Origin of the sequence: Pantoea sp. EKM10T (assembly GCF_011800685.1) — a bacterium.
GTDB lineage: Bacteria > Pseudomonadota > Gammaproteobacteria > Enterobacterales > Enterobacteriaceae > Pantoea > Pantoea agglomerans.
The window spans coordinates 363,282-389,613 of sequence record NZ_JAALEU010000001.1 but is presented as its reverse complement, the minus strand read 5'-3'; the positions used below and the strand labels follow the sequence as shown (position 1 = coordinate 389,613).

The 26,332-nt window shown below is 51.7% G+C and carries 26 protein-coding genes and 1 pseudogene; 10 read left to right on the top strand and 17 right to left on the bottom strand.

What is annotated here, in order from left to right; translation table 11 throughout:
- Position 1: 1 nt before the first annotated feature.
- Positions 2–1,825 (bottom strand): ATP-dependent endonuclease, encoded by a 1,824-nt coding sequence (locus HFD95_RS01825; protein WP_167429760.1) that lies wholly within the window; start codon positions 1,823–1,825, stop codon positions 2–4.
- Positions 1,826–1,980: 155 nt separating this feature from the next.
- Positions 1,981–2,220, bottom strand: coding sequence for a transcription factor (locus HFD95_RS01820; RefSeq protein WP_167429759.1), 240 nt, complete (start codon positions 2,218–2,220; stop codon positions 1,981–1,983).
- Positions 2,221–2,431: 211 nt separating this feature from the next.
- Between HFD95_RS01820 and umuD the strand changes: the two genes are divergently transcribed.
- On the top strand, positions 2,432–2,851 hold the full coding sequence (gene umuD / locus HFD95_RS01815) for a translesion error-prone DNA polymerase V autoproteolytic subunit (RefSeq protein ID WP_167429758.1): 420 nt from the start codon (positions 2,432–2,434) through the stop codon (positions 2,849–2,851).
- Between the two features lie 2 nt (positions 2,852–2,853).
- On the top strand, positions 2,854–4,116 hold the full coding sequence (umuC, locus tag HFD95_RS01810) for a translesion error-prone DNA polymerase V subunit UmuC (RefSeq protein WP_167429830.1): 1,263 nt from the start codon (positions 2,854–2,856) through the stop codon (positions 4,114–4,116).
- A gap of 15 nt (positions 4,117–4,131) precedes the next feature.
- Here the strand turns inward: umuC (HFD95_RS01810) and HFD95_RS01805 are convergent, their stop codons facing one another.
- The 3 genes from HFD95_RS01805 to HFD95_RS01795 are packed head-to-tail and all read right to left on the bottom strand — an operon-like array spanning position 4,132 to position 8,865.
- A complete protein-coding gene (locus HFD95_RS01805; RefSeq protein ID WP_167429757.1) occupies positions 4,132–4,578 on the bottom strand; it encodes a hypothetical protein in 447 nt (148 codons plus the stop codon).
- A gap of 19 nt (positions 4,579–4,597) precedes the next feature.
- Positions 4,598–7,531: a site-specific integrase gene (locus HFD95_RS01800; RefSeq protein WP_167429756.1), complete on the bottom strand. Its 2,934-nt coding sequence runs from the start codon at positions 7,529–7,531 to the stop codon at positions 4,598–4,600.
- On the bottom strand, positions 7,528–8,865 hold the full coding sequence (locus tag HFD95_RS01795) for a site-specific integrase (RefSeq protein WP_167429755.1): 1,338 nt from the start codon (positions 8,863–8,865) through the stop codon (positions 7,528–7,530). The genes HFD95_RS01800 and HFD95_RS01795 overlap by 4 nt, the downstream gene beginning before the upstream one ends.
- Before the next feature lie 83 nt (positions 8,866–8,948).
- Here HFD95_RS01795 and umuC (HFD95_RS01790) point away from each other — a divergent pair.
- The 3 genes and pseudogenes from umuC (HFD95_RS01790) to HFD95_RS01780 form a co-directional block, all read left to right on the top strand.
- Positions 8,949–9,788 (top strand): annotated as a pseudogene (gene umuC, locus HFD95_RS01790) (translesion error-prone DNA polymerase V subunit UmuC); the annotation flags it as partial.
- 150 nt (positions 9,789–9,938) lie between these two features.
- Complete coding sequence (locus tag HFD95_RS01785) at positions 9,939–10,214, top strand: hypothetical protein (RefSeq protein ID WP_167429754.1); 276 nt, start codon at positions 9,939–9,941, stop codon at positions 10,212–10,214.
- A gap of 186 nt (positions 10,215–10,400) precedes the next feature.
- Positions 10,401–11,015: a TetR/AcrR family transcriptional regulator gene (locus tag HFD95_RS01780; RefSeq protein ID WP_022625720.1), complete on the top strand. Its 615-nt coding sequence runs from the start codon at positions 10,401–10,403 to the stop codon at positions 11,013–11,015.
- 553 nt (positions 11,016–11,568) lie between these two features.
- Here the strand turns inward: HFD95_RS01780 and HFD95_RS01775 are convergent.
- The 4 genes from HFD95_RS01775 to HFD95_RS01760 all read right to left on the bottom strand — a co-directional run bounded on the left by HFD95_RS01775 (position 11,569) and on the right by HFD95_RS01760 (position 13,341).
- Positions 11,569–11,841: a hypothetical protein gene (locus HFD95_RS01775; RefSeq protein ID WP_022625718.1), complete on the bottom strand. Its 273-nt coding sequence runs from the start codon at positions 11,839–11,841 to the stop codon at positions 11,569–11,571.
- A gap of 443 nt (positions 11,842–12,284) precedes the next feature.
- Positions 12,285–12,515, bottom strand: a complete 231-nt coding sequence (locus HFD95_RS01770) for a YgdI/YgdR family lipoprotein (protein WP_010245445.1) — start codon at positions 12,513–12,515, stop codon at positions 12,285–12,287.
- A gap of 15 nt (positions 12,516–12,530) precedes the next feature.
- A complete protein-coding gene (locus HFD95_RS01765; RefSeq protein ID WP_033779782.1) occupies positions 12,531–12,764 on the bottom strand; it encodes a YgdI/YgdR family lipoprotein in 234 nt (77 codons plus the stop codon).
- A gap of 373 nt (positions 12,765–13,137) precedes the next feature.
- Positions 13,138–13,341: a hypothetical protein gene (locus HFD95_RS01760; RefSeq protein WP_003848989.1), complete on the bottom strand. Its 204-nt coding sequence runs from the start codon at positions 13,339–13,341 to the stop codon at positions 13,138–13,140.
- A gap of 189 nt (positions 13,342–13,530) precedes the next feature.
- Between HFD95_RS01760 and HFD95_RS01755 the strand changes: the two genes are divergently transcribed.
- The 4 genes from HFD95_RS01755 to pdxY all read left to right on the top strand — a co-directional run bounded on the left by HFD95_RS01755 (position 13,531) and on the right by pdxY (position 16,860).
- Positions 13,531–13,845, top strand: coding sequence for an MliC family protein (locus HFD95_RS01755; protein ID WP_167429753.1), 315 nt, complete (start codon positions 13,531–13,533; stop codon positions 13,843–13,845).
- A 25-nt stretch (positions 13,846–13,870) separates the two neighbouring features.
- Complete coding sequence (gene pdxH / locus HFD95_RS01750; protein ID WP_010245431.1) at positions 13,871–14,527, top strand: pyridoxamine 5'-phosphate oxidase; 657 nt, start codon at positions 13,871–13,873, stop codon at positions 14,525–14,527.
- A 140-nt stretch (positions 14,528–14,667) separates the two neighbouring features.
- Complete coding sequence (tyrS, locus tag HFD95_RS01745) at positions 14,668–15,942, top strand: tyrosine--tRNA ligase (RefSeq protein WP_010245429.1); 1,275 nt, start codon at positions 14,668–14,670, stop codon at positions 15,940–15,942.
- 57 nt (positions 15,943–15,999) lie between these two features.
- Positions 16,000–16,860 (top strand): pyridoxal kinase PdxY, encoded by an 861-nt coding sequence (gene pdxY / locus HFD95_RS01740; protein WP_010245428.1) that lies wholly within the window; start codon positions 16,000–16,002, stop codon positions 16,858–16,860.
- Positions 16,861–16,892: 32 nt separating this feature from the next.
- On the opposite strand, the gene gstA is transcribed toward pdxY, so the two are convergent.
- Both gstA and dtpA read right to left on the bottom strand, forming a co-directional pair.
- Positions 16,893–17,498, bottom strand: coding sequence for a glutathione transferase GstA (gene gstA / locus HFD95_RS01735; protein WP_033757533.1), 606 nt, complete (start codon positions 17,496–17,498; stop codon positions 16,893–16,895).
- Positions 17,499–17,649: 151 nt separating this feature from the next.
- Positions 17,650–19,146, bottom strand: coding sequence for a dipeptide/tripeptide permease DtpA (gene dtpA, locus HFD95_RS01730; RefSeq protein WP_167429752.1), 1,497 nt, complete (start codon positions 19,144–19,146; stop codon positions 17,650–17,652).
- Positions 19,147–19,815: 669 nt separating this feature from the next.
- Here dtpA and HFD95_RS01725 point away from each other — a divergent pair.
- Complete coding sequence (locus HFD95_RS01725; RefSeq protein ID WP_061703995.1) at positions 19,816–20,511, top strand: CTP synthase; 696 nt, start codon at positions 19,816–19,818, stop codon at positions 20,509–20,511.
- 39 nt (positions 20,512–20,550) lie between these two features.
- Here the strand turns inward: HFD95_RS01725 and HFD95_RS01720 are convergent, their stop codons facing one another.
- From HFD95_RS01720 to rsxG, 6 genes are all read right to left on the bottom strand, one after another.
- Positions 20,551–21,894, bottom strand: coding sequence for an enolase C-terminal domain-like protein (locus HFD95_RS01720; RefSeq protein ID WP_167429751.1), 1,344 nt, complete (start codon positions 21,892–21,894; stop codon positions 20,551–20,553).
- On the bottom strand, positions 21,872–23,215 hold the full coding sequence (locus tag HFD95_RS01715; RefSeq protein ID WP_010245410.1) for an MFS transporter: 1,344 nt from the start codon (positions 23,213–23,215) through the stop codon (positions 21,872–21,874). The genes HFD95_RS01720 and HFD95_RS01715 overlap by 23 nt, the downstream gene beginning before the upstream one ends.
- A gap of 229 nt (positions 23,216–23,444) precedes the next feature.
- The gene (locus tag HFD95_RS01710) at positions 23,445–24,164 is read right to left on the bottom strand and encodes an HPP family protein (protein ID WP_010670074.1); all 720 of its coding nucleotides are present in this window, start codon (positions 24,162–24,164) and stop codon (positions 23,445–23,447) included.
- Positions 24,165–24,371: 207 nt separating this feature from the next.
- On the bottom strand, positions 24,372–25,004 hold the full coding sequence (gene nth, locus HFD95_RS01705) for an endonuclease III (protein WP_010245402.1): 633 nt from the start codon (positions 25,002–25,004) through the stop codon (positions 24,372–24,374).
- Positions 25,001–25,705 (bottom strand): electron transport complex subunit E, encoded by a 705-nt coding sequence (locus HFD95_RS01700; RefSeq protein WP_010245400.1) that lies wholly within the window; start codon positions 25,703–25,705, stop codon positions 25,001–25,003. The genes nth and HFD95_RS01700 overlap by 4 nt, the downstream gene beginning before the upstream one ends.
- Positions 25,698–26,330 (bottom strand): electron transport complex subunit RsxG, encoded by a 633-nt coding sequence (gene rsxG / locus HFD95_RS01695; protein ID WP_010670075.1) that lies wholly within the window; start codon positions 26,328–26,330, stop codon positions 25,698–25,700. Before rsxG ends, HFD95_RS01700 begins: the two co-directional genes overlap by 8 nt.
- Between the last annotated feature and the right edge of the window lie 2 nt (positions 26,331–26,332).

Below are 26,332 nucleotides of genomic sequence, written 5' to 3'. Positions count from 1 at the left end.
TTCAGACTCCAGATTCAATTTTTTTGAATAATTCAATGATTTTCTCAGGAAACTTATCTGCTGACAATTTAATCAGGTTATCGGTAATTGCCTTAGCATAAAGCGGTTTGCTTGAATCAAGAATTTCAAGGATTGCGCGAACTCGCCCAGCATCACCCTTGTAATCTCGTAGCACATCCTCAAAAATAGGCTGGCTACAGGTTTGACAACTTGGCTTATCAGTTTTAATTCGTTTTAAAAGCACTCCATCTTTTTTCTCAATCCACTTTTCTATGGTATCCTCACCGTCGATTTCATTGATGGTTTTTTCTATCAAATCATGAAGGCCCTGGCTTAAGAGGTATCCCTCAAAATCAGTCCCGTCAAGTATTGTGATATTATTGGCTTTCTCGATGTCAGTAACTCCGAAAACTTTTTCGTAATTTCTCTTGAGATCTTTAATCGTCTTAGGCTCTCCATCACTAAATATAAATACTGGAATATTAAGGTCTTTCGCCAAAATGAGAAATGGACGATACTTTGCCCCTGAACCATTGACACCAACAAAATTAATTCCTAGTGAAAAGGGGTGTCTTCCTGCATAGGCTCCAAATAGCTCGGGTAAGGCTTGCTCTTCGGTTTCGCCTTCAGAAAGGACTATTGCTTTGGAAAATAAGAGCTCACCACGGGAGTGTACTACCTCTCTTTTCAATCTCCTCAGATCATCATCTTCAAACTTATCCCTCAATTGATATACTTGAACTGAATTTTTCCGTTTGCTCAGAGATCTAATCTCGTGCAACTCGGCTAGGCCAGCAATATAAGGCGAGTGAGTACTTATAATCACTTGTCCTGGCACATCTACGAGTTGTCTATACAATGTTCTTTGCGCGTTAGGGTGTAGATGTGCTTCTGGCTCCTCAGCGGCCATAATTGGGAAAAATGGCTCTGCTTCCTCTTCGTGATTTTTGGCCAGCAGTTCGGTAAAGGCCTTTACTGTTAACATGGACGCCCAACTGCGTGTTCCCATGCCGTGGTATTCCATAGAAAATGAGCTTTTATCAGTTTCACCAAAATTCACACTAAACCGCTTTGACAGGTCACGAATCTTCTTCGGAAACGGCGTAAGCTCTGTTTGTCCTGAGCCCTCAAACGATTGATTCATGTTATCCAGATGAGTCTTCAATCGTTTAAGCGGCTCGCTTTTTTCTATGGCCTCTTTATTAACTTCGGCTACCAGCCGCTCTAGTTCAGCCACGTCTTTTTCATCATACTCAACACTGGATAAAACCCGACCAACAAAAGAAGATTTTTCCTTTAGTTCATTATGGATGTCTCTTTGTGCATCAATCGAAATGAAAGGTACAGACTCCAATCGTTTGCCTAATCTGTTCTTGCTGCTAACTCGAACCTCTTGCCACCCACTAAGTTCTGGCCACTCATCTAAATGAAACCGGTCAACAATATAACCGCCTTTTATTCGATCTGGTTTTGCAATAGTACGTATCGCTACAAATTGCTTCCCATCAGGCTCTGACTGAATTTTATCGCCAAATACCTGTTGCCAATTCTCTGAAAATTCTCTCACTCTCGCATCACGATCAACAACTATAAACCGAAGATCTATTGTAATAGTCTCTTGCCGTTTTTCATCTTCGCCTATATGAAAATCTTCGTCAGCTAAGTACCGTGAGTAGTCACCCAATGCTAGCTGTAGAGCTTTTATAATTGATGTCTTTCCAGCATTATTTTGCCCTAGCAACACGGTAACTCTCGGTAAGGTCACTTCAATATTACATATACCCCGAAATCCGCTGATACGAACAGTATCAATTTGGATATTCATAAGACTTCGTCCTTTGAATTAATAGAAACCGTCCAACCTCGACTTCCACCGCCATGGCTGCAGAGGGAGCTGTAAAAAAAATTTTTATAACAGCCATTTTTCTTCCTTTCAGTGCCCGAGTGCTATCCCAGTACAATTAGTTTGGATATGAATTGTTAGATCTTTGCTGTATTGAGCCCTGCAGCTTTTAAGCGTTGGGTTAAGTTGCGCATCTTGCTGAACTCCGTACCGAAGCTGCTTCGTAGCCCAACCCCTTCACAGAACTCTTTAGACGTGATGTTCTTTAATTCATCCGCATATTTAATAATTTGCAGGTGTAACTCAGCGGTGTATTGATTGCGAGGCGCGTCGACCAAGACTTCTCTGATACGCTCGTAAATCTCAATTTCGGTCATTTTCGCCCATAGGTAGTTCGGTAGCTAGATAATTTATCTAAATTATCTAAAAAACAGCATAAAAGCAAACTTGCTCGACTTACAGCTTACACGGTAAAACCTAAATTCCTCGCAACTTCATACGCTTCCAGAAATCTGCTTAGAAGAAGGTTGAACGTGCGAAAAATCCAGTGATACTGTATATAAACACAGTCATGTTGAGTTCCTCACTATGCAGATTTTTTATCCCATAGAGATCGCCCCCTCTATCCCTCTTCCTCTCTTTACGGAACGGGTACCTTGTGGCTTTCCCAGCCCCGCGCAAGACTATGTTGAAGATAGGCTGAATCTCAATACGCTTTTGATAGCCCACCCTAGCGCCACATATTTTATTAAAGTAAGCGGTGACTCTATGACTGGCGCTGGAATTGGAGATGGTGACCTTCTGGTGGTTGATCGTTCGCTTTCGGCAAGTCATGGCGATATCGTGATTGCGGCAGTAGCCGGCGAATTTACCGTTAAGGAGTTGCGCACGCATCCCATCTTGCAACTGGTTCCTTACAATAACAATTACTCACCCATAACATTTCATCATCCAGAAAATCTGGAAATATTTGGTGTAGTGACATTTTCAGTGAAATCACATAAATGACAATGTTCGCTTTGGCCGACGTCAACAGCTTTTATACGTCCTGTGAGACGGTGTTCCGCCCGGATTTAAAGGGAAAACCCGTGGTGGTGGTCTCTAACAACGACGGTTGTGTAATTTCGCGTTCAGTAGAGGCAAAAGCGCTCGGTATTACGATGGGAGAGCCTTTTTTTAAATTGAAAAATAAAACATTCCCCTCCGCAGTGCACGTATTTAGCTCAAACTATGCCCTTTATGCTGACCTCAGCGCGCGAGTTATGCAGACGCTGACGGAGATGTCGCCGGCCATCGAGATCTATTCAATCGATGAAGCCTTTATCGACTTATCTGGCGTAGCCAGCTGCATATCGCTGACAGATTTTGGCAAAACCGTGCGAAACCAGGTATTTAAAAATACTGGGCTCACGATAGGGATCGGCGTTTCGCAAACAAAAACGTTAGCAAAATTAGCAAATTACGCAGCAAAAAGATGGCCTGGTACGGGAGGCGTGGTTGATTTATCTGACATATCACGTCAGCGGAAGCTGTTAGAGCGCGTACCTGTAGAGGAGGTATGGGGGGTAGGTAGGCGCATCAGCAAAAAACTAAACGCTATGGGGATCAGTACAGCGCTAGACTTAGCTAATAGCTCACCGTGGGTAATCAAAAAGCATTTCAACGTTGTTCTGGAAAGAACGTTGCGTGAACTGCGTGGTGAACCGTGTCTGGAGCTTGAGGAATTCGCGCCCAATAAGCAACAGATTATGTGCAGCCGCTCTTTTGGGTATCGTATTACCGAGTATGCCGATATGCGTCAGGCTGTCTGCACCTATGCGGAGCGCGCTGCAGCAAAATTGCGTAGCGAACACCAGTTTTGTGCTTTTGTTAGCGTTTTTCTACGCACCAGCCCGCACGCAGATAATGAAATTTATTATGGAAACCAATCGTCGGTGAAATTACTGACACCCTCTGATGATACGCGTGACATCATACGTGCCGCGACAGAAGCATTGGATCGAATATGGGTCGATGGTTACCGTTACATGAAAGCGGGCATTATGCTGGCTGATTTTTTTAGTCGTGGCACAGCACAGCTTAATTTGTTTGACAGTTTCGCCCCGAAAGCTAATAGCACGGCACTCATGACGGTAATTGACGGTATTAACGCGTCAGGAAAAGGAAAGGTCTGGTTTGCGGGCCAGGGCATTGAGAAGCCTTGGGCAATGAAACGTGAGATGCTGTCACCGGCTTACACTACGCGCTATTCAGATCTGCCTGTCGCTAAATGAAAATGAATTTTTGCCCTACAGGTGCGGTAGCTGCAGTGACAGTAGTTTATTTCGCAGGTTTCCATTCTGTATTTCACAGTTTTCAAGCTCACGTTCAAGCAAAATAACCTTCGCTATCAGGGCTGTTTTGCTCTTACTCGCCAGAAGATAAGCTCTCCGTAATTCTGACGCTGTTGGATTATTAAGCTCAGAGCCCGGGATGTTACGTTTTTTCTGGCTACTACCGGTCAGTGTTGCGTGCTTTTTGTATAGTTCGTGGCATTGTTTGTTCCGCAAGATAGTAGAAGTAGATACGCCTTTTCCCGCAGGATCTACGCTTTTGGAAGCCAGAACAATCGTTGTCAGGCTGATCCTCAGCTTCTCTGCTAAAAGTTCATCAATAGCACGCTTGACCAGCGATAAGCTATTCTCAACGCGTTTTCTTTGCCAGGTATAAATACCGCTCATGTTTTTCTTTGTCATACCGTCAACCTCTCGTGAGTCAGGATGAGGACTGCAGATTACGCTTAATGGTATCTACCTGCTCAATCAAATCCATTTCTTCCAGCATGTCGTCACAGCTGCCAATAATTTCATGAGCTTTTCTCTTTTCTGCTGGCAAATTCTGCTGCCCGGCAAGCTCAGCCATCTTTACCCAAGCATCTCTGTACACCAGGACGTCACTGCGTCTGGCGGGATCGGGGGCATTCCCTGCACATCCAATACAGGCAAACTTGGCCGGGCACGCATTCGCAATCGTGCAACATCCGCCTGTAACAGGAATCAGCGCTCCAACCTTACCGACAGCCTCTGTCAGTTGCTGAGCAATATCGCCTTTCGTGCGAATATGCTGCCTGGAAAAGTCATGTCGCTGAGTGAAAATTTGTTGTTGCAGTTCGACCAACTGAGAGGGTGTATGCCTGGCATAATATTCCGTAACGTTGACATCTTTTTGCTTCATCAACAAAGCCAATACGTCGAGTGGCGTATTAAGTGTACGCATTTCTGTTGCAAAGCTATGTCTGAGCAGATGACTAGTGACTTTTATAGATTGCCCCGCGGCCGTTTTCAAGGAAAGCCCATGGAGCATAACGGAAAGTGCGCCGTTAATGTCTTTCTGTGTAAAATGTTTTTCATCGTTTTGCCAGAGGTAACTTGCAGGTTTTAACTTTGGTCCCAGGCATGCTGCTGCTTTAATTACGGGGAATGTCTGGGATCTACTTCTCTGATAACTCCACCATTCATAAAGACTTTCCATGCACTTATTATCAATATAAAAAGGCTCCTCTTTTAATCTTCCTTTGGGAACAGCATTAAATAGAATGCACTCTTTATTTTCTGCCAGATTGATCCGATAAAGATGCTCTGGGACTAACCTTATCTGCAAAAACTCATGTGCCCGAGCCCCTGTCTTTGACATGATCTGTACAACAGAATGCGCCAACAGCGCATCAATCATCAAAATTTCAACAGGAATAAATATCAGTCCCAAATCTTTACTCAATAAGTGTTGCCACCGGCTGGTTGTATATCCGTAGGGGGTAGTTATAGGGCCCTGAAAAGACGCCTTTGATACTCCGTATAGGTCAGTGATTTCAGCCGAAGGAGAGCCCGTGAGCGCGGCAAGCGTGATCAGTTCAGTGAACCACAGACCTTCAACGGGTTGGTGATGTTTATCGTAGCTTCCCTCATAAGTAGTGAATCTTGCATCCGAATCATGAATAGTATGATGCGGATTAGTATCACGATGTCGATAGGTTCTGGCCTCAGCGACATGCTCATGTGCCTGCCTCAATAGCCTCGCGTCCCAGACTTTAAACTTGTGCGTATATGCCTGTTCGCCTCTGTTTTCCATGACCACAGATTCTGTATACTCAAAAACCAGCGGTGTCTTTTTCTCCGAATTTTCAAATCGCTTAAACGCCTTTTGTATCTCCTGATGTAGCCTATTAATCTGCAACTTTCTTCTTTCCACAAAATCGCGAAGAAAATAAAACTTCTGGTGCAGGACAGCTGTTTTGGATTTTCTTTTGTTTTTTTGTTCGTGTGAGACTGTTCTGTGCAGGGTGGATTTTTTCCAGAATAAATCGTCGGACACGCGCGGTAGTGCAAAGGGGGTGAATTTTTCTCGCTGGTCTGTGTTAAGTTTGCTGAAGTAATCTCCTTGTTTAACGAGTAACCGAAAATACGTCTGTATTATTCTAGCCCGCTGTCCTATGTTGTCTTCAGGGACAAGATCACCTTGATGATATGCTTTGAAAAAGGTCTCACAGTCAAACTGGTCTATGTCATCCGAGCCAGTTGCGTTAAGAAACCGGGGCATGTAATAAAAAAAAGTAATGTCATTTCTTCTGTTACTGTAACAGGTCGCCATGATAAAAAATGCCATGTTTCTCAGTCCCGGTTGCTTAATCTCGTAAATCATACGTATCTGTGCATTGGTCATTGGTTTACCTGTTGCAGGCGAGTCCAGAAACGTCAGTGGTATTGTATGAAGAACCGGGTCGAGTGTGGCGACTAGCTCATCCAGAGAGATGGTCTTCCATGCATCTTTTTTCACCAATTTGGTATCCGTGCGTTTCTCCCATTGAGCCACCACTCTTTTAACCAGTCGATGATCAAGGCAGACCAGTGTGGTTATTTCTGAATATGTCACCTCACGTTTATTTCGGCTTAAATAATCAATGGCAAGAATCACTTTTTCCTCACTGATTTCTTTTGCTCTTGCTGTATTTTGCAGTGAGTATCTAAAGGTCGTTACCGTTCTGTTCCATTCAAAATAGGCCAAATCATCAGAAACATCTTCGTTAAGAAGAAAATTAGCCAGTTCGCTAACGTAACAGCGCCCATATCTGGATATGATATGTAAGTCTATGCCGGATTGATCTGATATTTCTGAGGTTTTAAAAGGTTCAGCCTGTTTTTTATAAAAGTCGTATAATTTATAAATGACCTTTTTACGCTCATTCGGAGGCAGGCGTAAAATGGAAGTAGAGAATGAAGCAGGTTCGGTAATAAGCTCCTTTAGCTTAATTTTTTCAACAATGATGAAAATATCTTCATCTGTAGCGCAACACTGCTGTCTTATTTTTAACACATACTCTTCATTGTCATTTCTGAGTCCATCCTCAATGCAATAAATAATGTACCGGTATTTAATCTCCAGTGCATATCTGCTGCTTCGGATGAAAAAGTCAAATGTCAGATACTGCCGCTCCCATGCGAGGAACATCTGATGAGACATGGGTGTGGTACCCAGCAGCTGAGCCATAACATTATCAATGTAAGGCATCAACGCTCTTTTCAGTGCAGGCCGTCCGGTGCGGGTGCCCGGTAAATCTTCAATCCTGAACCAGTCTCCCCGTTCTTCACGCTGAGTAAGTTCAAAAAATAATGTATGACTGCGCTGTGAAACAGGTTGAGTATCAACGCTCATAGTTTCCCCTCCAACATTTCTTTCAGCATCAGCGAGCCCTGACTTTCCTTGTTATCGGGCACATCACAAGCAGCTTGAGCCTCTAGCTGCTTGTCTTCGATGTACGTGTGTATTGCACTCGCCAGCAAAGGTAAATCATGGCGCTGTCGGGCTTGATCATAGGCTGGCAACATATCGGATCTCCATCCCATTAATACCTGCAGGGCGCTGCGTTTCTGCAGAAGATCAGCCTCTGAGACGGCGCTACGGTGGATCTCGTTCAGTGCCATTGTGACAAACCAGTGTCGAACCTGATGAGTGCGTATCCTTAGCCCGGCAGCCGCCAGCACAGGCGTCCACCGGTAACGCCTAAAGTTGTCCGGTGTCAGTTGATGGCCTCTTTTTGTACAGAAAAGGGGGAGTAGGTGAACATTTTCGGGAGGTAAAGCAGTGCGCCCGTTGAGATATGGCAGCAGTTCAGGCCTGTCATTTCTGATATAGCGCAGCAGCACCTTCAGCGTTTTATTCGTGATGATAATATTCTTGACCCGCTTCCCACGACTGCCTTTACTCAGCGACATGAACATGTTGCGAAAACCACTGACCTTCCAGTCATGCATGGTCAGCGCGCAGGCCTCGTGTATTCTGCAGCCCGTATCGAAAAGTATTCTCACGAGTGCTATATCCTGTAGGTTCCAGCCGCCCTGTTCGCCTGAGGCCAGTACATGCCCCATGAGTTCTGGATCGTCCAGATACTCAGGGATCCATTGATTATCTTTAATTCTGTAATACGAAGAAGTCAGTCTGAGAGGGCGCCAATGGTCAATACCACTGTCTGATGGCATCGGCGGTCGCTGATTTATTCTCACAAAGTCATCAAGATGCTGCTGCCGGATTTCGGCAATCATATTTTGGGCTTGGGGTAAATCAAGAGGGTGAAGATGGTGATACAGCTGCATCGAGATGAGTAACTGATAAAAAGATCGCAGCGCAGCTAACAGATGATTTATCCGGTGGGCTTTTCCCCAAGTAACCTGCACCTTGCGAATATCTCCTCCTGACAGATCGCGTGCGAAAAACAGGGTACAGTGCAGCTGGGTTGTCAGGAAATGTTCGAGTACAGCACGGACTTGACTACTGTTGCCCAGCAAATCCCAATGCTGGCGTTTCACGGTTTCATCCTGCCCAGCCCACGAAAAAAATGCCAGAAGATGCCTGAGATAAGCCTTAACTGTAGCTGGTGAATGGTACCTGTCGGCTCGGCACGCATAAACCGTCAACGGTAAATGTGGCAACCCCTGGGAATCTGTTACATGAAAGAGAAAATCACCGCTACCGCGACGTAACCGAAACATATATACCTCTCCTCTAATGCTGGCAGCATATGGCAGATGTACTGATGTAACTGGATTTTTGATTGAGTGTAGAACAGCAGTGTTACATAGCAAAGCTGGCGAATTTTGCGGCCAAAAAGTGGAGCAAAACCGGCGGCATTGTCGACCTGTCGGACCCTGAACGACAAAAAAAGCTGCTGGCGCTGATTGATGTGGCGGAAGTCTGGGGCGTGGGTCATCGGATCGGCAAACGGCTCAACGCTATGGGCGTCATGACGGCGAAAGATCTGGCCGATCAAAGCACCGAGGCCATCCGCAAACAGTTCAGCGTCGTGCTGGAGCGCACTGTCAGAGAGCTGCGTGGCGAATCCTGTCTGGAGCTGGAGTCAGTGACGCCGGTAAAACAGCAAATCATGTGTTCGCGCTCGTTTGGCAGCCGTATCTCCGACTACGATCAGATGCGCGAGGCTGTCTGCGCGTATGCCGAGCGCGCGGCGGAGAAGCTGCGCCGTGAGAATCAATATTGTCGTCAGGTAGGGGTATTTGTACGCACCAGTCCGCATGCGACTGACGAACCCTTTTATGGCAATCAGTCGATGGAGCAACTGCTGATTCCGACGCAGGACACACGCGACATCATCAGAGTTGCAATGGCGTGCCTGGATAACATCTGGATTGAGGGACATCGCTACATGAAGGCCGGCATCGTGCTGGGGGATTTTTTCAGCCAGGGCGTGGCTCAGTTTGATCTGTTTGACGAACATCAGCCACGCCGCAATAGCGAAGAGCTGATGAAGCTGATCGACACAGTCAACAAGCTCGGCAGCGGGAAGCTGTGGTTTGCCGGGCAGGGGATCAACAAAGCCTGGTCGATGAAACGCGAGATGCTGTCGCCTGCCTATACCACCCGGATAACCGATCTGCCTGTGGTTGCGCTTAAGTGAAGGCTGACCCGATGTTCCTCTGCTGCTGAAACCGCGGCCTCTGCTAAAAGCTTTTTTATCACGCGATTAAAGTGGCAGGAAGTTATGCTTTGCCTGACCCGGTGAGTAGTTTTTCATCGGGTATTTTAAGCAAATTACCAGGTAAATATAATGGATTTCAGGCAGTTTGAAGTCAGAGTGATGCTCTGGCCCGCAATACATTTCACAGCAATCATAAAATCCCGCCATCATGACGAATATGAGATTTATGCGATCGACGATAACAGCAATATAAAAACCCGACTCTTTCTCTGTTTTGCTGACAATGAAAACCACGCCAGCCTGCTTATTAAGCAATTTACGTTATGGCTGTTAAAAATAAACGCGCTGAAGCGCAGCCAGCAGCGGGAAAAAGGCCGCACAGAGACAACATCCTTATCTGAATGAATCGCGTCCGGCTTGCACCGCAGACCAGACGGCGGCTGGTCAGACAGCGGCGAATCATCTTAATGCGTCCGGGAAATAACGGGCCGTCTGCGCGTGACGGGCGACGGACGGCCTGGCTTGTTACCCGCGCCTGGGATAGAATCGCCATTGATTTTGACAGCAACACACCTCCCCAGGCCGGTAACAATGACCACGACAGCCACAACGTATAAAAACAAAGAGCGGGGACGCCCCAGAGAGTTCGGGATCGAACAGGCTCTGGATCACGCCATGATCGTTTTCCGGCAAAAAGGGTATCATGCGGCCTCAATGAACGATCTGGGTGAGGCGATGCATCTCTCCGCAGGCAGCATCTATAAGGCGTTTAAAGATAAGCGCTCGCTCTTCCTGCTGGTATTCGAACGCTATCTGTTGCTGAGAAATAGTGAGTTGCACCGTCGTCTGGCACCCTGTGCCAGCGGGCGGGGGAAAATAACCGAGCTATTGCAATTCTACCTGGATTCGGCACGTGCCACAGAAGGGCGTTGCGGCTGTCTGGTCGTCGCCAGCGCGATTGCGCTGCAGACGATGGATCAGCCACTCGCGCAGCGCATTGATGAGGTCGTTCAGCGTAATCAACGCTTCCTGGTCTCGCTGCTGGAGCTGGGACAACAGGATGGATCTATCGATAACACGCTGGACAGCGAGGCAGCAGCCGGTTTAATTCTCTGTATTGCTTTTGGATTGCGCGTGGCAGGTAAGGTCAGCGATGTGACTAACGAAGAAAAGACGCTGGCGCTGGCATTGAAAGTACTGGGGTAACCAGGCAAGGCCGCTCAATCAGTAAACAGACTTCCCGGACATGGGCTTCCAGACAGAGAAATTCTGCACTTTCCTTTCCCCCCATCTGATTATGTGCCAGGCTTTCACGCTTTATCCTGTAGCGAAGAAAATTAAGGCGCGTTTCGTGAAAACCTCAATCTTACTGACACTTGTGGCAGCCATTGGCTGTTCTGTTTTTGCTGCCCGTGGTGGGTTTGAAACCACTACAGCGAAACATCCAAAAACGCTGCAGGTGACTGAAAACGGGGAGCCGCTGACGCGCTGACCGTGACGGCAGGTGGAGAGAAGCCGACGAAGGCCGGTTAATGGCCAGATGGCAGGCCGATGAGTGCAGAGCAATAGCACTCATCAATGGGTGTGGAAGCCGTTTCAGGCCGACACAGGAGCCGGGTGCAGAGCGTTGCAATTCACGTTCTGGTCACGTTCTGGCCGACATGCACTATTCCACTGCCACGCAGGCCCAGCGTCTCTGGCTGTGAAGCCAGGCGCGTGCCCGGCACCCTAAAAATAAATAGCAATGACCCGCACATGACTAACGATAGTCTTTAAGGTTAACCGGTGCCTGTCCGGTCTCGACCAGCCAGTTTAATTCGGCACGGTCGCGCGTTGAGGATTCGATAAAACCTTTAAGCCAGTTCCGCGCATCGGCAATCTGCGTGACCCGCTCATCGTTGCGCTCCTGTTCGGCCATTTCGCTCAACTGGCGAATCAGTGCTACCAGCGTAATCTCCTGTTCGTCAAAAGCCAGATTAATTGCAGCTTCACCAAGAATCATATGACCCGTTGTTTTGTCGTGATAAACCATCTGCACCCTCCTGATTAAGTAGCGATATAAAGAGTCTAGTTAAAGGCGCTCTGGACTAAAAGGTGGGAAACAGCAGGGCGCTATGATTAAAATTTACCGAAAATAAAGTGAACCTTTAATCGAGGCGGTAAACCACTAATATCAAAGCATAAAAACAGAGTGAGGTTATTCTTGAGAGATGAACTGAGCTATTATGCTGGTTAAAAAAGCTCGGAACTGCCGGAAATTCAGATAAGGCCGGAACGGCGTATTTCGTTATCAGATTATTATCTGCACCACTATCCGTACGGTTGCCTGCCATATTATGGCCACGCCGCAGCGGATATTTCTGATTTATAAACCACCGGGGAATAAAACCGGGCCTGTGCGCCACTTCGTGCCAGGCGCAGACAAAAATAAAGCCGCTCGTGGGCGGCTTTATTCATCGGGCAACAGCGATCGGATTATTTCTTCGGTACTTCAGAGACCGCTTTAACGTCCGCTTTATTAATCTGCTGCTTCACGCCATTTGCATCGGTATAAGCCAGCAGGCCGGCATCCGATTCAGAAGGCTTGCCATCACTAATAATGGTGCGTCCATCGTTAGTCTGAATCGCATAACTGGTACGGGTGCAGCCGGTTAATACGGTCATACCAATCAATGCGGCGAGAGGTAAAATCAGCGCTTTTTTCATCTTATTCACCTTATATTAGTTGTCGAGTTCACTCATATTACTGATCTCATTACGATTGATCTGCTCAGTTTTTCCTGTCTGAGCATCGCGGTAAGAAACCAGACCAGTATCTGAATCAATCTGCGGTTTGCCATCGGTGACAATCGTGCGGCCATCGGTGGTCTTAATCGACTGGTTTGAGGCACAACCTGCCAGCGTACCTAAAGAGAGAGCCAGCAACGCGACGGCTGACAGGGATTTCATTTTCATTTTCATTTTTTCTGCTCCATGAAGTATATCCGAACGTTTACAGCATAGTCGGCTTTATCAGGTTTGCTGGCCCTGTCGCGTCTCGCTGCCTGTTTTTTAAACAAAACCGGAGTGTGTGGTGCTGATTAGGGGGGATGACGGCGTGAAATAGCATTTATTGCAAATGTACCCAGCCGTTCTGTGCCATTTCAGCAGAGGATGCGCTGTACCGAAATAAGATCGATGCTGATGCGGGAAATAAGCACGGCAGCCAGAGCGGATATTTCCGTAAAAGCCAGAATAGCGGTGCGGAAATAGTCAGCATCGGGGTGAATGTCTGGCGGGATTCACGGGTCCGATACCCTGAAGGCTATCGGACCCGTGGAGAAGGGGATCAGAGGATGGAGTCTTCGCCCGCTTTGGCGGCCGCTTTTTCTGCTTTCATGGCGCTGACCGGGTCTGATGCGCTCAGCCAGCGGTCAAATTTCTGGTAGGTGTCGATAAAGGTTTTAAAGTAGCTGCTGGCGATGGTGGCATTCTCTTTGTGGTTCATAAACGCCACTGCCAGCTTAAATGCATCTTCGTTATCAAATTTCATGTTTGTCTTCCTCGCTTAAGATCTATAGAGCGTAGCCTGAGAACGCGGCCTGTGCATTCAGACAACCGTCTGAAAAGGCGCAATAATTCAGCCTGACTGACAGCATCTGCCAGATTGGCGTGGATTCCCACTTACTTCGCGCGCAATCCTTCTTATAATGCCAGCTTCACTCGTGAAGGAGACCCGCTTATGTTGAAAGGATTAACCGTTGCCGCGGTGCTACTGCTGTCAGGCTGTAGCCTGATGCATAAACAGCCGCCGTCGCCGCAGACCCTGCACTATCGCTGCGGAACCATGCCCCTGACCGTGACGCTGGACGAGGCGCAGCAGCAGATCAGTTTCATCATGGATGGGCAGCCTCTGACGCTGAAGCAGACGGTATCCGCTTCCGGCGCACGCTACAGCGATAACACCTATGTGTTCTGGTCCAAAGGAAACGGCGCATTTATCGAACGTAACGATAAAATTGTCGTGAATGATTGTGAGCTGCAACCTGCCAGCTGACTTGTTATCTGAATAGGCGAGCATTATGAGCGACAGCGAAACGCTACACACCATTGCCCATCTGCGGCGTGAATATACCCGCGGTGGATTGCGTCGTAAGGATCTGCCGGACGATCCGATCGCGCTATTTGAACAGTGGCTAAGCCAGGCCTGCGAGGCAAAACTGCCCGATCCTACCGCCATGACCGTGGCAACCGTGGATGAGCAGGGCCAGCCATGGCAGCGTATCGTGCTGCTGAAGCACTACGATGCGCAGGGCATGGTGTTTTACACCAACCTCGGCAGCCGTAAGGCGCTGCAGCTGGCGCACAATCCGCGCATCTCTCTGCACTTCCCGTGGCACTATCTGGAGCGTCAGGTGATGGTGCTGGGTGAAGTGGAAAAACTGTCGCCCCTCGAGGTGCTGAAATATTTCCACAGTCGTCCGCGCGACAGTCAGATTGGTGCCTGGGTGTCGAAGCAGTCAAGCCGTATTTCGGCACGCGGTATTCTGGAAGGAAAGTTCCTGGAGCTTAAACAGAAGTTCCAGCAGGGCGAAGTGCCGCTGCCCAGCTTCTGGGGTGGCTACCGGGTGAAATTTCACACGATGGAGTTCTGGCAGGGTGGCGAACATCGTCTGCACGATCGTTTCATCTATCAGCGCGATCACGACGGCTGGAAAATCGACCGTCTGGCACCCTGAATCTGCACGATTCGCCCCTATCAGCGCTGGCACAGAAAGCGTCAGCGCTTTATGCTATAGCCCTGATTTTTTTCGATTCCGCAACTCAGCGGAAAGCTGTGTACCAGCATAGGTGCAGTCTGATCAATTTGGAGTCAGTAATGACCAGCAGTAACCTGATACAACAATTGCAGGAGAGGGGCCTAATCGCCCAGGTGACGGATGAAGACGCGTTAACAGAGAAACTGGCGCAGGGGCCAATTTCGCTCTATTGCGGCTTTGACCCCACTGCTGACAGCTTGCATTTGGGCCATCTGGTACCGCTGCTCTGCCTGAAGCGTTTTCAGGATGCCGGCCACAAGCCGGTGGCGCTGGTCGGTGGTGCAACCGGCCTGATTGGTGACCCGAGCTTCAAAGCCGCAGAGCGTAAACTTAATACCAGTGAAACCGTCAACGAATGGGTTGAAAAGATCCGCCAGCAGGTGGCGCCATTCCTCGACTTCGATTGCGGCAGCAACAGCGCCATCGCCGCCAACAACTACGACTGGTTTGGCGGCATGAACGTGCTGACCTTCCTGCGTGATATCGGCAAGCACTTCTCCGTTAACCAGATGATCAACAAAGAAGCGGTGAAGCAGCGTCTGAACCGTGACGATCAGGGCATCTCCTTTACCGAGTTCTCCTATAATCTGCTGCAGGGCTATGACTTCGCCTGTCTGAACGAGCTGCACGGTGTGTCCCTGCAGATTGGTGGTTCTGATCAGTGGGGCAACATCACCTCCGGTATCGATCTGACCCGTCGTCTGCATCAGAACCAGGTCTTTGGCCTGACCGTTCCGCTGATCACCAAGTCTGACGGCACCAAATTCGGTAAAACCGAAGGCGGCGCAGTCTGGCTGGATGCGAAGAAAACCAGCCCGTACAAGTTCTATCAGTTCTGGATCAACACCGCGGATGCTGACGTCTATCGCTTCCTGAAGTTCTTCACCTTCCTGAGCATGGAAGAGATCAACGCGCTGGAAGAAGAAGATAAAAACAGCGGTACCGCGCCACGTGCGCAGTACGTGCTGGCTGAGCAGGTGACGCGTCTGGTGCATGGCGAAGCAGGTCTGTCGGCGGCGAAACGTATTACTGCCAGCCTCTTCTCCGGATCCGTGAGCGAAATGACCGAAGCCGATTTTGAACAGCTGGCGCAGGATGGTATGCCAACTATCGTGCTGGGCGCTGACGATGATCTGCAGCAGGCGCTGGTGAAAGCAGAGCTGGTGCCGTCCCGTGGCCAGGCGCGCACCATGATCGGCTCCAATGCCGTTTCACTGAACGGTGAAAAGCAGTCCGATGCGGAATACCGCTTCAGCGACAGTGACAAACTGTTTAACCGCTATACGCTGCTGCGTCGCGGCAAGAAACATTACTGCCTGATTAACTGGCAGTAAGATTTCAGGGCCGGTTTCCGGCCCTTTTTTTATGGCAAGGCAGGACAGGGCAAACAAGTGAAAAATATTTTAGCGATTCAGTCGCACGTTGTTTTTGGTCACGCCGGTAACGCGGCGGCTGAGTTTCCGATGCGCCGTATGGGCGCAAACGTCTGGCCGCTGAATACCGTGCAGTTTTCCAACCATACGCAATATGGCCACTGGACCGGCACGGTGATGCCTGCAACGCATTTAACCGACATTGTTAAAGGCATTGCTGACATCGACCGCCTGAAGACCTGTGACGCGGTGCTGAGCGGTTATCTGGGCTCGGCAGAGCAGGGCGAGCAGATTCTGCAGATTGTCCGTCAGGTCAAAGCGGCCAACCCGAATGCCTGGTACTTCTGCGATCCGGTCATGGGCCATCCGGAGAAAGGCTGCATCGTGGCGCCGGGTGTGGCGGAGTTTCACTGTAAAATGGCGATGCCTGCCAGCGACATTATCGCTCCGAACCTGCTTGAACTGGAGATGCTGAGCGAGCGCACCGTCACAGACGTCGACGCGGCGGTAGACGCTGCGCGGGCACTGATTGCCCAGGGACCACGCGTGGTGCTGGTGAAGCATCTGGCGCGTGCGGGTCGTCGCAGCGATCGCTTTGAAATGCTGCTGGTGACGGCGGAAGATGCCTGGCACATCAGCCGTCCGCTGGTCGATTTCGGTGTCCGTCAGCCGGTCGGCGTGGGCGATCTCACCAGCGGTCTGCTGCTGGTGAATCTGCTGCACGGGAAATCATTGCAGGATGCGCTGGAGCATGTCACCGCAGCGGTATACGAGGTGATGCTGAAAACCCATCAGATGGGCGAATATGAACTGCAGCTGGTGGCGGCACAGGATGCCATCGCCACGCCGACGCAGCACTTCGCGGCAGAAAAACTGTAACGCATCAGGGCCGGATAACCGGCCCTGTTGACTCAGGCTAAGCCTTCCGCTTTAAGCGCCGCCTGCACCGCAGGACGTTCCGCGACACGATCAAACCACGCGCCCAGCGCCGTAAAGCCGGATAAATCCAGTCCCAGCGCTTTTGCCCAGCGCGTCACCACAAACAGATAGGCATCCGCCACGCTGAAATGCAGCCCCATCAGCCACTGTTTGTCGCGCAGTGACTCATCGACATAGCGGAATTTTGCTTCCAGCTGACTGCGGGTCTGCGCTTTCACCTCATCGGAGTAACCGGGACGAAACAGTGGCCCAAAGCTTTTATGCAGCTCACTGCCGATGTAGCTGAGCCACTCCACGGTGTGATAACGCGTCAGGCTGCCAACCGGTGCCAGCAGATGGCGATCGGGCTTCAGATCCGCCAGGTACTGAACAATGGCGACGCCTTCTGTCAGCACAGAACCGTCGCTGAGCTGCAGCGCGGGCACCTGACCTTTAGGATTGATTTGGCGGAAGTCATCGCCCCGTTCAGTGATTTTTGTGGCCAGATCAACACTCACCTGAGTGAAGTCGAGTCCGCATTCACGCATAACAATATGGGGTGAGAGAGAGCAGGCACCCGCTTTGCAAAACAGTTTCATGACAAGGTACTCCTTGTTGCAATGGGATCCTTGCATAGTAAAGAGTCAAAGCGGGATTACCAGTGACAAAGATCAGGGATCTGCGAAGGGCGTTGCGGCAAGCCATAAAAAAAGCCGGGCAGAGCCCGGCTTAGCTGAAGTGCAGCGTGAATTACGCCTGCACGTTATTTTTTTTCGCGTCAGGATCCTGCGCCATGCGGTTCAGCATCGGCGCCGTAATCAGCATCAGCAGGGCGATCACCGCTGTCACGATACCAATCTGCTGGAATACGCGGCTGTAGGTCGCCAGCGAAATCAGTGGATCGGTAACGTTTTCAGGCACGGCCATCAGGTTTGCCACTTTACCGGCAATCACCGCCGCGCCAGCGGTAGTCAGGAACCAGGAACCCATGATAAAGCCCATCAGACGCTGAGGCACCAGCTGTGCCACCATCGCCAGGCCGAGGCCAGAGATCATCAGCTCACCGATACTCTGCAGCGCATAGCTCAGGATCAGCCAGTTAACGGAAACGATACCGGCATCGCTGGCGAACTTCGCACCCACCGGCAGCACCAGGAACGCAGCGGAGCAGAGCACCATACCAAAGGCAAACTTGTGCGGCATCGGCAGTTTATCGCCCAGCTTGTTATAGAGCGCCGCCAGCAGCGGACTGGCCAGCATAATCCAGAACGGGTTCAGCGCCTGGAACTGCTCGGGGGCAAAAGTAATGCCGAGAATGGTGTGCTCAACGTTGCGGATAGCAAAGAAGTTGAGTGATGTTGGCATCTGCATATAAAGCACGAAGAACAGAATCGCTTCGACCATCAGCAGGAAGGCAACAATCATCTTACGACGTGCCGCACCCTGCAGTGCAAAGGCCTCTTTGGCAAACACCAGCACGATACCCAGGGCAATCACCGCCAGCACCAGTCGTGCGATAGACTGGTGATGCAGCATCCAGTTGGCCAGTGCGATCAGTAAGACGATGCCGACCAGCGTCATCAGCAGTTTTCCGATCTGCAACGGAGCGAAATCGGGTTTAGAACCGTAATCCTTAACCATGCGTTTGCAGAACAGGAAGTTAAACAGGGTGATGATCAGACCGATAACGCACAGTGAGAAGGCTACGCTATAACCATATTTCGCCGCTAACCACGGTGTCAGCATCATTGAGAAGAGTGAACCGATGTTGATCGACATATAGAACATGGTGAAAGCGCCGTCGAGACGCGGATCATCTTTGTCATAGCAGGTAGAGAGCAGCGAAGAGGGGTTTGCCTTAAACAGGCCGCTACCCACCGCGATGGTCGCCATACCGATGTAGACAATGCTGACGTTATGACCGGAGAACGCCACCAGCGCATAGCCCAGCGCCAGCACCAGGACACCCAGCACGATGACGCGTTTGGTACCCAGCACCTTATCACCGAGCCAGCCGCCAATCGCGACCAGACCATACACCAGCGCACTGAATGAAGAGAACAGGGTAATGGAGTCTGATTCAGACAACCCCAGTTGCTTCACCAGGTAAACCGCCATAATGGCCTGCAGGCCATAGAAGCCAAAACGTTCCCATAACTCAATCGAGAAGATTAAGTAGAACGCCTTCGGCTGTTTAAACGCATTGAGACTGACAGCCTCATCAGTGTGTTTGTTTGCAGTTGACACATGTACCTCAGTTTTTTCATACCCTGTTTCGGGACAGGAATTAAGTCCGCGTCATGTGAGTTTTCCATGCGCAAGATTGTTATTAGAAGGGAAAAGCGGCGACTAATTTGGCTGATTACGGGCGGCAGGGCAAGAATTTTCTGACAACCCGCCCGACCCTGGAATGTTGGGTTAAAAAACTTATAGCAAACTGTTAATTGGTTTTTAATTTTGAGTGTAGTGAAAATTGCAGCGCATAAACGCTGGATAAGCGCCTTGCACTGGAGAGTATTAACATTAACTGCTAATGCGCGGTTAACCAGATAAATAGTTTGCTGAATGATAATCAGGCAGCACTAACGGCAGGTTGCTGATTAATTCACAGTCAATCTGCCGAATTATCGGACATTACACGCCTGGCATTGCCGCAAAAACCGTCAAATGATGATCCTGTGCACAAACAGATGATTTATTTCAGAAAGGAAAAAAAGAAACCGGTTGCGTTGTCTCGTCTGACGCGGCAGCTGAGGGGGCTCGCAGGCGCTGGCAAGATAAAAATCAGCTCAGCCTGCCGGTGACAAGCCGCCCGTGCGTGTTAAAAAACGTATCGCGATAATCCGCTTTCAGCTCGCCCTCGACAGAAAATTAACATTACTGTAACCTCTCAATTTCCCCGAGAAGGATCTGTTTATGTCGTCCCCCCTGCGTTTATCTCTGGTTGGTGACTACCGCGCCGATGCGGTTGCCCATCAGGCTATCCCCCTTGCTATTGAACGTGCTGCCCGCTGGCTGAATATCACTGCTGAAGCGGAGTGGATCGCCACTGACCGACTGGATGAGTCAGAACTGCAACTCAGCGACGCCGTCTGGGTGGTGCCCGGTAGCCCCTATCGAAATGATGCCGGCGTGTTTGACACACTCCGCTGGGTGCGTGAAACCGGAAAGCCTTTTCTTGGCTCCTGCGGTGGATTCCAGTATGCGCTGATCGAATATGCGCGCAACGTACTGGGCTGGCAGGATGCCAGTCATGCCGAGACAGACACCGAGGGAAGGATGGTGATTGCCCCGCTGAGCTGCTCGCTGGTGGAACAGCGCGGCGCGGTGAGGTTCGGACCCGGGTCACGCATTGCCAGAGCCTACGGCGTGCTGGAGAGCGATGAAGGTTATCACTGTAACTTTGGTGTTAACCCGGAATTCAGTGCAGCGCTGGGCGATAATACGCTGCGCATTACTGCCTGGGACAACGCGGGCGATGTGCGTGGCGTTGAGCTACCGGATCACCCATTCTATGTCGCGACGCTGTTTCAGTCGGAACGCGCCGCCCTGGAGGACAAAGATTCTCCGCTGGTGATTGCCTGGATGCAGGCGGCGCTGGCGCAACGCTAAACGCGATCACTCTGTGACACTGTCACAGAGTGATGCTCATCAGCGCAGCATGGCCGGACGTTTTGCGTTAAAGGACCAGTTATCGATCAGAAACTGCATGCCCAGCGCATCGTTTCGGTTTTTGTCCGGTAGGGAGTTGTAGAGCGCATGTGCCGCTTCAACCCGTTCCATATTCAGGGTAATCCCCAGCCCTGGCCCCTCTGGCAGTTCCAGATAGCCATCCCGAATCTGCGGCGCATGCTGCGTCAGCTGCTGCCCATCCTGCCAGATCCAGTGGGTATCAAAGGCGGTCAGGCGATCACCGGGTGCGGCGGCCCCCAGATGCGCCACCATCGCCAGCGACACGTCAAAGTGGTTGTTTGAGTGGCAGCCGGTGGTCAGGCCCCACTCATGGCAGAGCTGCGCCACGGTGTGTGCGTTACGCATCGTCCAGAAGTGTGGGTCGGCCAGAGGAATGTCGATGGCATTCAGCTGCAGCGCATGCTGCAACTGTCGCCAGTCATTGGCGATCATATTCGTGGCAACCAGAACGCCGGTGGCCCGTCTGAATTCTGCCAGCGTTTCCCGACCGGAATAGCCATGCTCCGCGCCGCAGGGATCTTCCAGATAGGGAATGCGGCCCGCCAGCTGTTTGCCATAATAAATGGCCTCATCCAGCGACCAGCTGGCGTTGGGATCAACCGTTACCCGCGCCTGCGGGAAGCGCGCCAGCAGGGCGTTGACCGTCTCCACTTCCACTTCGCCGTGATGGACACCGCCCTTGAGTTTGAAATCGCGGAAGCCATAGCGATCCGCTGCCGCCTCCGCCAGCCGCACCACGCCTTCCGCGTCCATCGCTTTCTCATGACGCAGTTGCAGCCAGGCATCACCACCCGTGTGGCCCGCCTGATAGTTCATGCTGGTCAGATTACGGTCGGCGATATAGAACAGATAGCCGAGGACCGGCACCCGATCGCGCTGCTTGCCGCTGGCAAGTAACTCGGCCACCGGCAGATTCAGGTGCTGACCCAGCAGATCAAGCAGCGCCGCTTCAATCGCCGCGGTGGCGTTGTAAAACTTCTCCGGGTTCATCTGCGGAATATGAATGTCGTCGGTATGCGCGGTCTGCTGGTGTCGTGCGTCGCTGGCAAACAGCGTGGCGATGGTGGCATTCAGCCGCAGGAGTTCGCTGCCCTCAATCTGCGGACGAAAGCGCTCAAGCAGCGCCAGCGTTGAAGCGTGGCAGGGACTTTCGCCGACGCCGGTACGGCCAGCCGAGTCAGTCAGGATCACCAGGATACGGGTAAAGTAGCAGTTGTGTGCGCCGCCAATGTTCAGCAGCATGCTGTCATATCCGGCGACCGGCACTACCCGCATTGTTTTAATGACTGGACTGTCTGACATGTTGATTCTCCATAGGATCAAGGGAAGGCGGGGATGGCTTGCGGCGCAGCAGCAGCCACAGCCCGGTCAGCAGCGAGACGCTGGTCAGGGCATAGAGACCGCCGGTAGTGGAGCCGGTCTTCATCTCCAGATAGCCAAACACCGTCGGTGCGAAGAAGCCGCCAAGGTTGCCAACGGAATTCACGAGCGCAATGCCGGGCGCAACAATCGAGGCGGGCAGCTCTCCCTGTGGCATCGGCCAGAAAAAGGTCGCACTGACTTTCGAGCCGATACAGGCCACGATCATCGCCAGGAAGCCAAACCACGGGGAACCCAGCGTGGCCATAAAGGTGCCGCAGGCCGCGACCAGCATGGCGACACCCAGCGCTTTATCGAGCTTGTCGCGGTGGCGGTCTGAAAAGCGGCTCAGCAGGTTAATGGCAATAATGGCGCACAGCCAGGGCACGGCGGTGAGAATGCCGATGCCAAAACTGCTGAAGCCCTGAATGCGCTGAATAATCTGCGGCAGCCAGAACACCAGCGTATAGCCGGTCATGGTCATAGTAAAAAAGATCGCGCAGAAGAACAGCAGGCTGCGATTACGTAGCAGCGACATTTTGCCTGGCTCGCGGTTAAGCTCGTCACGCTGCGCCTCTTCATTCTGCAGCTGCTGCACCAGCGCCTGTTTCTCCGCGGCACTCAGCCAGCGCGCCTCGCCAGGTCGTGACACCAGCACCCAGGCGGCGAGAATGCCGACCAGCACCGACGCACCGCCTTCGAGAAACATCACCCACTTCCAGCCTGCAATCCCCATGAAATTGTGCATCATCAGGATCGCGCCGGTGATGGGGCCGGAGAAGAGAAAGGCACCAGCGGTGGCACTCAGCACCATCGCGGTGGCGCGGCCGCGCCAGGCATTGGGCACCCACTGACGAAAATAGAACAGCACGCCAGGAAAGAAGCCTGCTTCCGCTACGCCAAGTAAAAAACGCAGCAGGTAAAACTGGATCGGTGAGGTGACGAAACCGGTCAGCACCACCACCAGTCCCCAGGTAATCATAATGCGCGTCAGCCAGACGCGGGCGCCGAAGCGCTTCATCATCAGGTTGCTCGGCACCTCAAACAGCGCATAGCCGATAAAAAAGAGGCCCGCGCCCAGCCCAAAGGCCGCCGCGCTGATCCCGGCATCGGTTCGCAACTCCGCTTTGATAAAGCCAATATTGGCGCGGTCGATCTGGTTAATAATCAGCATCACCACCAGCATCGGGATGATATGGGTGAAGAACTTTTTGATGGCGGAGGCGATCAGCTCATCGTGCTGCGGGGACAAGGCGCTATCCATCGGTCTTCCTCGTGAGAAACGTAAAGAAGAGCAAAGTGTAGGGCGCTGAAAAGGCCAGCTCTATGGGCATCCGCCCAGGAGCCGATGGGCGTACGGCCTGGACGGTTGTGTTATCAGTATGTTACGGAGTGGCGTGGGCGAAGCGGCAGAGTAAAACTGTGGCAGCGATCAACTTCTCAGGACCAGGGTTCAGGGGAGACCTGAATGCCAGAATTCGCGCCGACAGGTTTCAGCCACTGAACTGACGGCGCTGGGCAATCTCTTCAGCACGCAGCAGCAGCGCCTGCAAATCATCCTCGTCAATATCCAGCAGTTCACCGTCCTGCAAAGCCTGATGCAGATCGGCGCGCGTCAGCGGCACCGGCATGGCTACCGGATCGGGTTTAACTTCTTCCGGGGCCAGCGGATGCGGATAGCGACGACCGGCCAGATTATTAAACAGCAGAGCCAGCAGGGCGAGGGTCAGTGAATTGAGCAGGATCGGCGTCAGGACAAAGTGATATCCAAGCTGCTGCACCGAAGGGCCGCCCAGAATAGCGGTCAGCGCAACGGCACCGCCGGGCGGATGCAGACAGCGCAGCTGGAACATTAACAGGATCGCCACACAGGCTGCGACGCCGCAGGCAAGGGCAGGATCAGGGATCAGCTGGCTGACGGTAACGCCCGCCAGCGCTGACAGGCTGTTGCCGCCGACGATTGCCCACGGCTGAGCCAGCGGACTGGCGGGCAGACCAAAGAGTAAAACCGCCGAGGCACCGACCGGCGCGACAAACCACAGGTTCAGTTCGCCCAGCACCCAGTGGCTCAGCAGGCTGGTCAGGATCAAGCCGATACCGGCACCCAGTCCGGCGATCACCACATGCTTTTTACTCACTGCCAGCGGATGTGGCCAGAGGCGCGCCAGAAACAGGCGCAGAGGATGGCTTCCGGCAGAAGCGCTTTTGTTCATTACTTTACTCACTGTGTCATAACATTTTCTTATCGTCAGGGGCGGCGATTTTCCATCATCAACATCAATGTAACAACCCGACAAACTGTACTGTTATTCGTACGAGCAGGGAGAGCAGCGAAAAGGGGGATCGGGCAGGAGACGCGTTAGCAGAAGTGATCGCCGGATAATAAAAAACCCGCCGCAGCGGGTCTTTCATCAGTGCAATCACTCGACTTTGTCGGGATACTCGCAGAGATCTTCAATCAGGCAGGAGCCACAGCGGGGTTTACGCGCTACGCAGGTGTAGCGACCGTGCAGAATCAGCCAGTGATGGCAATCAACCTTATACGCCGCCGGAACCACCTTCAGCAGCTTCTGCTCCACCTCTTCCACATTCTTACCTGGCGCAAATTTCGTCCGGTTGCTGACGCGAAAGATATGGGTATCGACGGCTATCGTCGGCCAGCCAAAGGCGGTGTTGAGCACCACATTGGCGGTTTTACGGCCGACACCGGGCAGGGCTTCCAGTGCCGCACGATCTTCCGGCACTTCGCCGTTGTGCTGCTCAAGCAGAATGCGGCAGGTTTTAATCACATTTTCCGCTTTGCTGTTAAACAGGCCGATGGTTTTAATGTACTCCTTCACGCCATCCACACCCAGCGCCAGCATCGCGGCAGGCGTATTGGCCACCGGATAGAGCTTTGCGGTGGCTTTGTTCACGCTGACATCGGTCGCCTGCGCCGAGAGCAGCACCGCGATCAGCAACTCAAACGGCGTGCTGAAGTTGAGTTCGGTGGTCGGATGCGGATTATTCTGCTGCAGCCGACGGAGAATTTCGGTGCGTTTGGTCTGATTCACACCGGTTTCCCGACGGCGTCCTGAGGGGGCGCGGTTTCGGCCGCCTGAGCACGCAGTGCTGCCCGCTGTTTCATCTTCTGATCGATCAGATATTTACCCGCCAGCATCATGCCCAGGCCGATAAAGGCGCCTGGCGGCAACATTGCCAGCAACATTGGCGAATCGAAATGGACCACTTCGATTCGCAGCGACTTCGCCCAGGGACCGAGCAGCTGGTCGGCACCGTTAAACAGCGTGCCGCTGCCGATAATTTCGCGCAGCGATCCCAGCACCACCATAGCGCAGGTCGCGCCCATGCCGATGGCGAAGCCATCCAGCGCGGCAAGCGGAATGCTGCTTTTAGAGGCGACGGCTTCAGCACGACCCACCACGATGCAGTTGGTCACGATCAGCGGGATAAAAATCCCCAGCGACTGATAAAGACCATAGGCATAGGCGTTGATCAGCATCTGTACGCAGCTCACCACCGAGGCGATGATCATCACATAAATCGGGATACGAATTTCCGATGGCACCCAGCGGCGCGAGGCGGAAATAAAACTGTTGGTCAGGGTCAGCACCAGCGTGGTCGCCAGACCTAAACCCAGCGCGTTGGTGGCGGTTGCCGTGACCGCCAGCAGCGGACAGAGGCCCAGCAGCTGCACCAGCGCTGAGTTGTTCTTCCATAATCCACCAACCAGCAGGCTTTTAGCTTCACTCATTTGCGTCTCCACATACCGGTAACGAAGAGAGTCTCTCCGGAAGCGTTTTCATTAACAGCGCGGTGCGTTTGGTCGCATTGACCACCGCGCGTGGGGTAATGGTGGCACCGGTGAACTGATCGAATTCACCGCCATCTTTTTTAACCGCAAAAGCTTTATCCGCCGGACCATGAACCACTTTGCCATTAAAGCTGTTGATCCAGTCAGAGATACGCAGTTCGATCTTATCCCCCAGACCGGGCGTTTCGTGGTGTTCAATCACCCGAACGCCCAATACTTTACCCTGGAAATCAGCACCGACCAGCATCTGTATCGCACCAGAATAGCCGTCAGGTGCAGTCGTCTCCAGCGCAGCCGCGACCGGCTGGCCGCCTTTACGCGCCAGGAAGAGATGATGCGGCGCACTGTTGCCCAGCGCTGCATCCGTGACAACGTAACAGTCCTGCTGGATGTTGTTGTCATAAAGCTCAACAGGCACCACCTGGTCCAGCAGGTTTTTCTGCTGCAACAGGGTCTGATGTTCCACCGTCGGCCTGGTTACGGTATTCACCACTGCCGTGGCGGCGGTAGTGATCGCGGCAAAAATCGCCAGCGTTACCCCGTTTTTGCGAATTGTCTCCAGCATCG

Coding starts and splice junctions, on each gene's coding strand:
- HFD95_RS01825 (WP_167429760.1), bottom strand. CDS start 1,825: ATGAATATCCAAATTGATACTGTTCGTATCAGCGGATTTCGGGGTATA.
- HFD95_RS01820 (WP_167429759.1), bottom strand. CDS start 2,220: ATGACCGAAATTGAGATTTACGAGCGTATCAGAGAAGTCTTGGTCGAC.
- umuD (WP_167429758.1), top strand. CDS start 2,432: ATGCAGATTTTTTATCCCATAGAGATCGCCCCCTCTATCCCTCTTCCT.
- umuC (WP_167429830.1), top strand. CDS start 2,854: ATGTTCGCTTTGGCCGACGTCAACAGCTTTTATACGTCCTGTGAGACG.
- HFD95_RS01805 (WP_167429757.1), bottom strand. CDS start 4,578: ATGACAAAGAAAAACATGAGCGGTATTTATACCTGGCAAAGAAAACGC.
- HFD95_RS01800 (WP_167429756.1), bottom strand. CDS start 7,531: ATGAGCGTTGATACTCAACCTGTTTCACAGCGCAGTCATACATTATTT.
- HFD95_RS01795 (WP_167429755.1), bottom strand. CDS start 8,865: ATGTTTCGGTTACGTCGCGGTAGCGGTGATTTTCTCTTTCATGTAACA.
- HFD95_RS01785 (WP_167429754.1), top strand. CDS start 9,939: ATGGATTTCAGGCAGTTTGAAGTCAGAGTGATGCTCTGGCCCGCAATA.
- HFD95_RS01780 (WP_022625720.1), top strand. CDS start 10,401: ATGACCACGACAGCCACAACGTATAAAAACAAAGAGCGGGGACGCCCC.
- HFD95_RS01775 (WP_022625718.1), bottom strand. CDS start 11,841: ATGGTTTATCACGACAAAACAACGGGTCATATGATTCTTGGTGAAGCT.
- HFD95_RS01770 (WP_010245445.1), bottom strand. CDS start 12,515: ATGAAAAAAGCGCTGATTTTACCTCTCGCCGCATTGATTGGTATGACC.
- HFD95_RS01765 (WP_033779782.1), bottom strand. CDS start 12,764: ATGAAAATGAAATCCCTGTCAGCCGTCGCGTTGCTGGCTCTCTCTTTA.
- HFD95_RS01760 (WP_003848989.1), bottom strand. CDS start 13,341: ATGAAATTTGATAACGAAGATGCATTTAAGCTGGCAGTGGCGTTTATG.
- HFD95_RS01755 (WP_167429753.1), top strand. CDS start 13,531: ATGTTGAAAGGATTAACCGTTGCCGCGGTGCTACTGCTGTCAGGCTGT.
- pdxH (WP_010245431.1), top strand. CDS start 13,871: ATGAGCGACAGCGAAACGCTACACACCATTGCCCATCTGCGGCGTGAA.
- tyrS (WP_010245429.1), top strand. CDS start 14,668: ATGACCAGCAGTAACCTGATACAACAATTGCAGGAGAGGGGCCTAATC.
- gstA (WP_033757533.1), bottom strand. CDS start 17,498: ATGAAACTGTTTTGCAAAGCGGGTGCCTGCTCTCTCTCACCCCATATT.
- HFD95_RS01725 (WP_061703995.1), top strand. CDS start 19,816: ATGTCGTCCCCCCTGCGTTTATCTCTGGTTGGTGACTACCGCGCCGAT.
- HFD95_RS01720 (WP_167429751.1), bottom strand. CDS start 21,894: ATGTCAGACAGTCCAGTCATTAAAACAATGCGGGTAGTGCCGGTCGCC.
- HFD95_RS01715 (WP_010245410.1), bottom strand. CDS start 23,215: ATGGATAGCGCCTTGTCCCCGCAGCACGATGAGCTGATCGCCTCCGCC.
- HFD95_RS01710 (WP_010670074.1), bottom strand. CDS start 24,164: ATGAACAAAAGCGCTTCTGCCGGAAGCCATCCTCTGCGCCTGTTTCTG.
- HFD95_RS01700 (WP_010245400.1), bottom strand. CDS start 25,705: ATGAGTGAAGCTAAAAGCCTGCTGGTTGGTGGATTATGGAAGAACAAC.
- rsxG (WP_010670075.1), bottom strand. CDS start 26,330: ATGCTGGAGACAATTCGCAAAAACGGGGTAACGCTGGCGATTTTTGCC.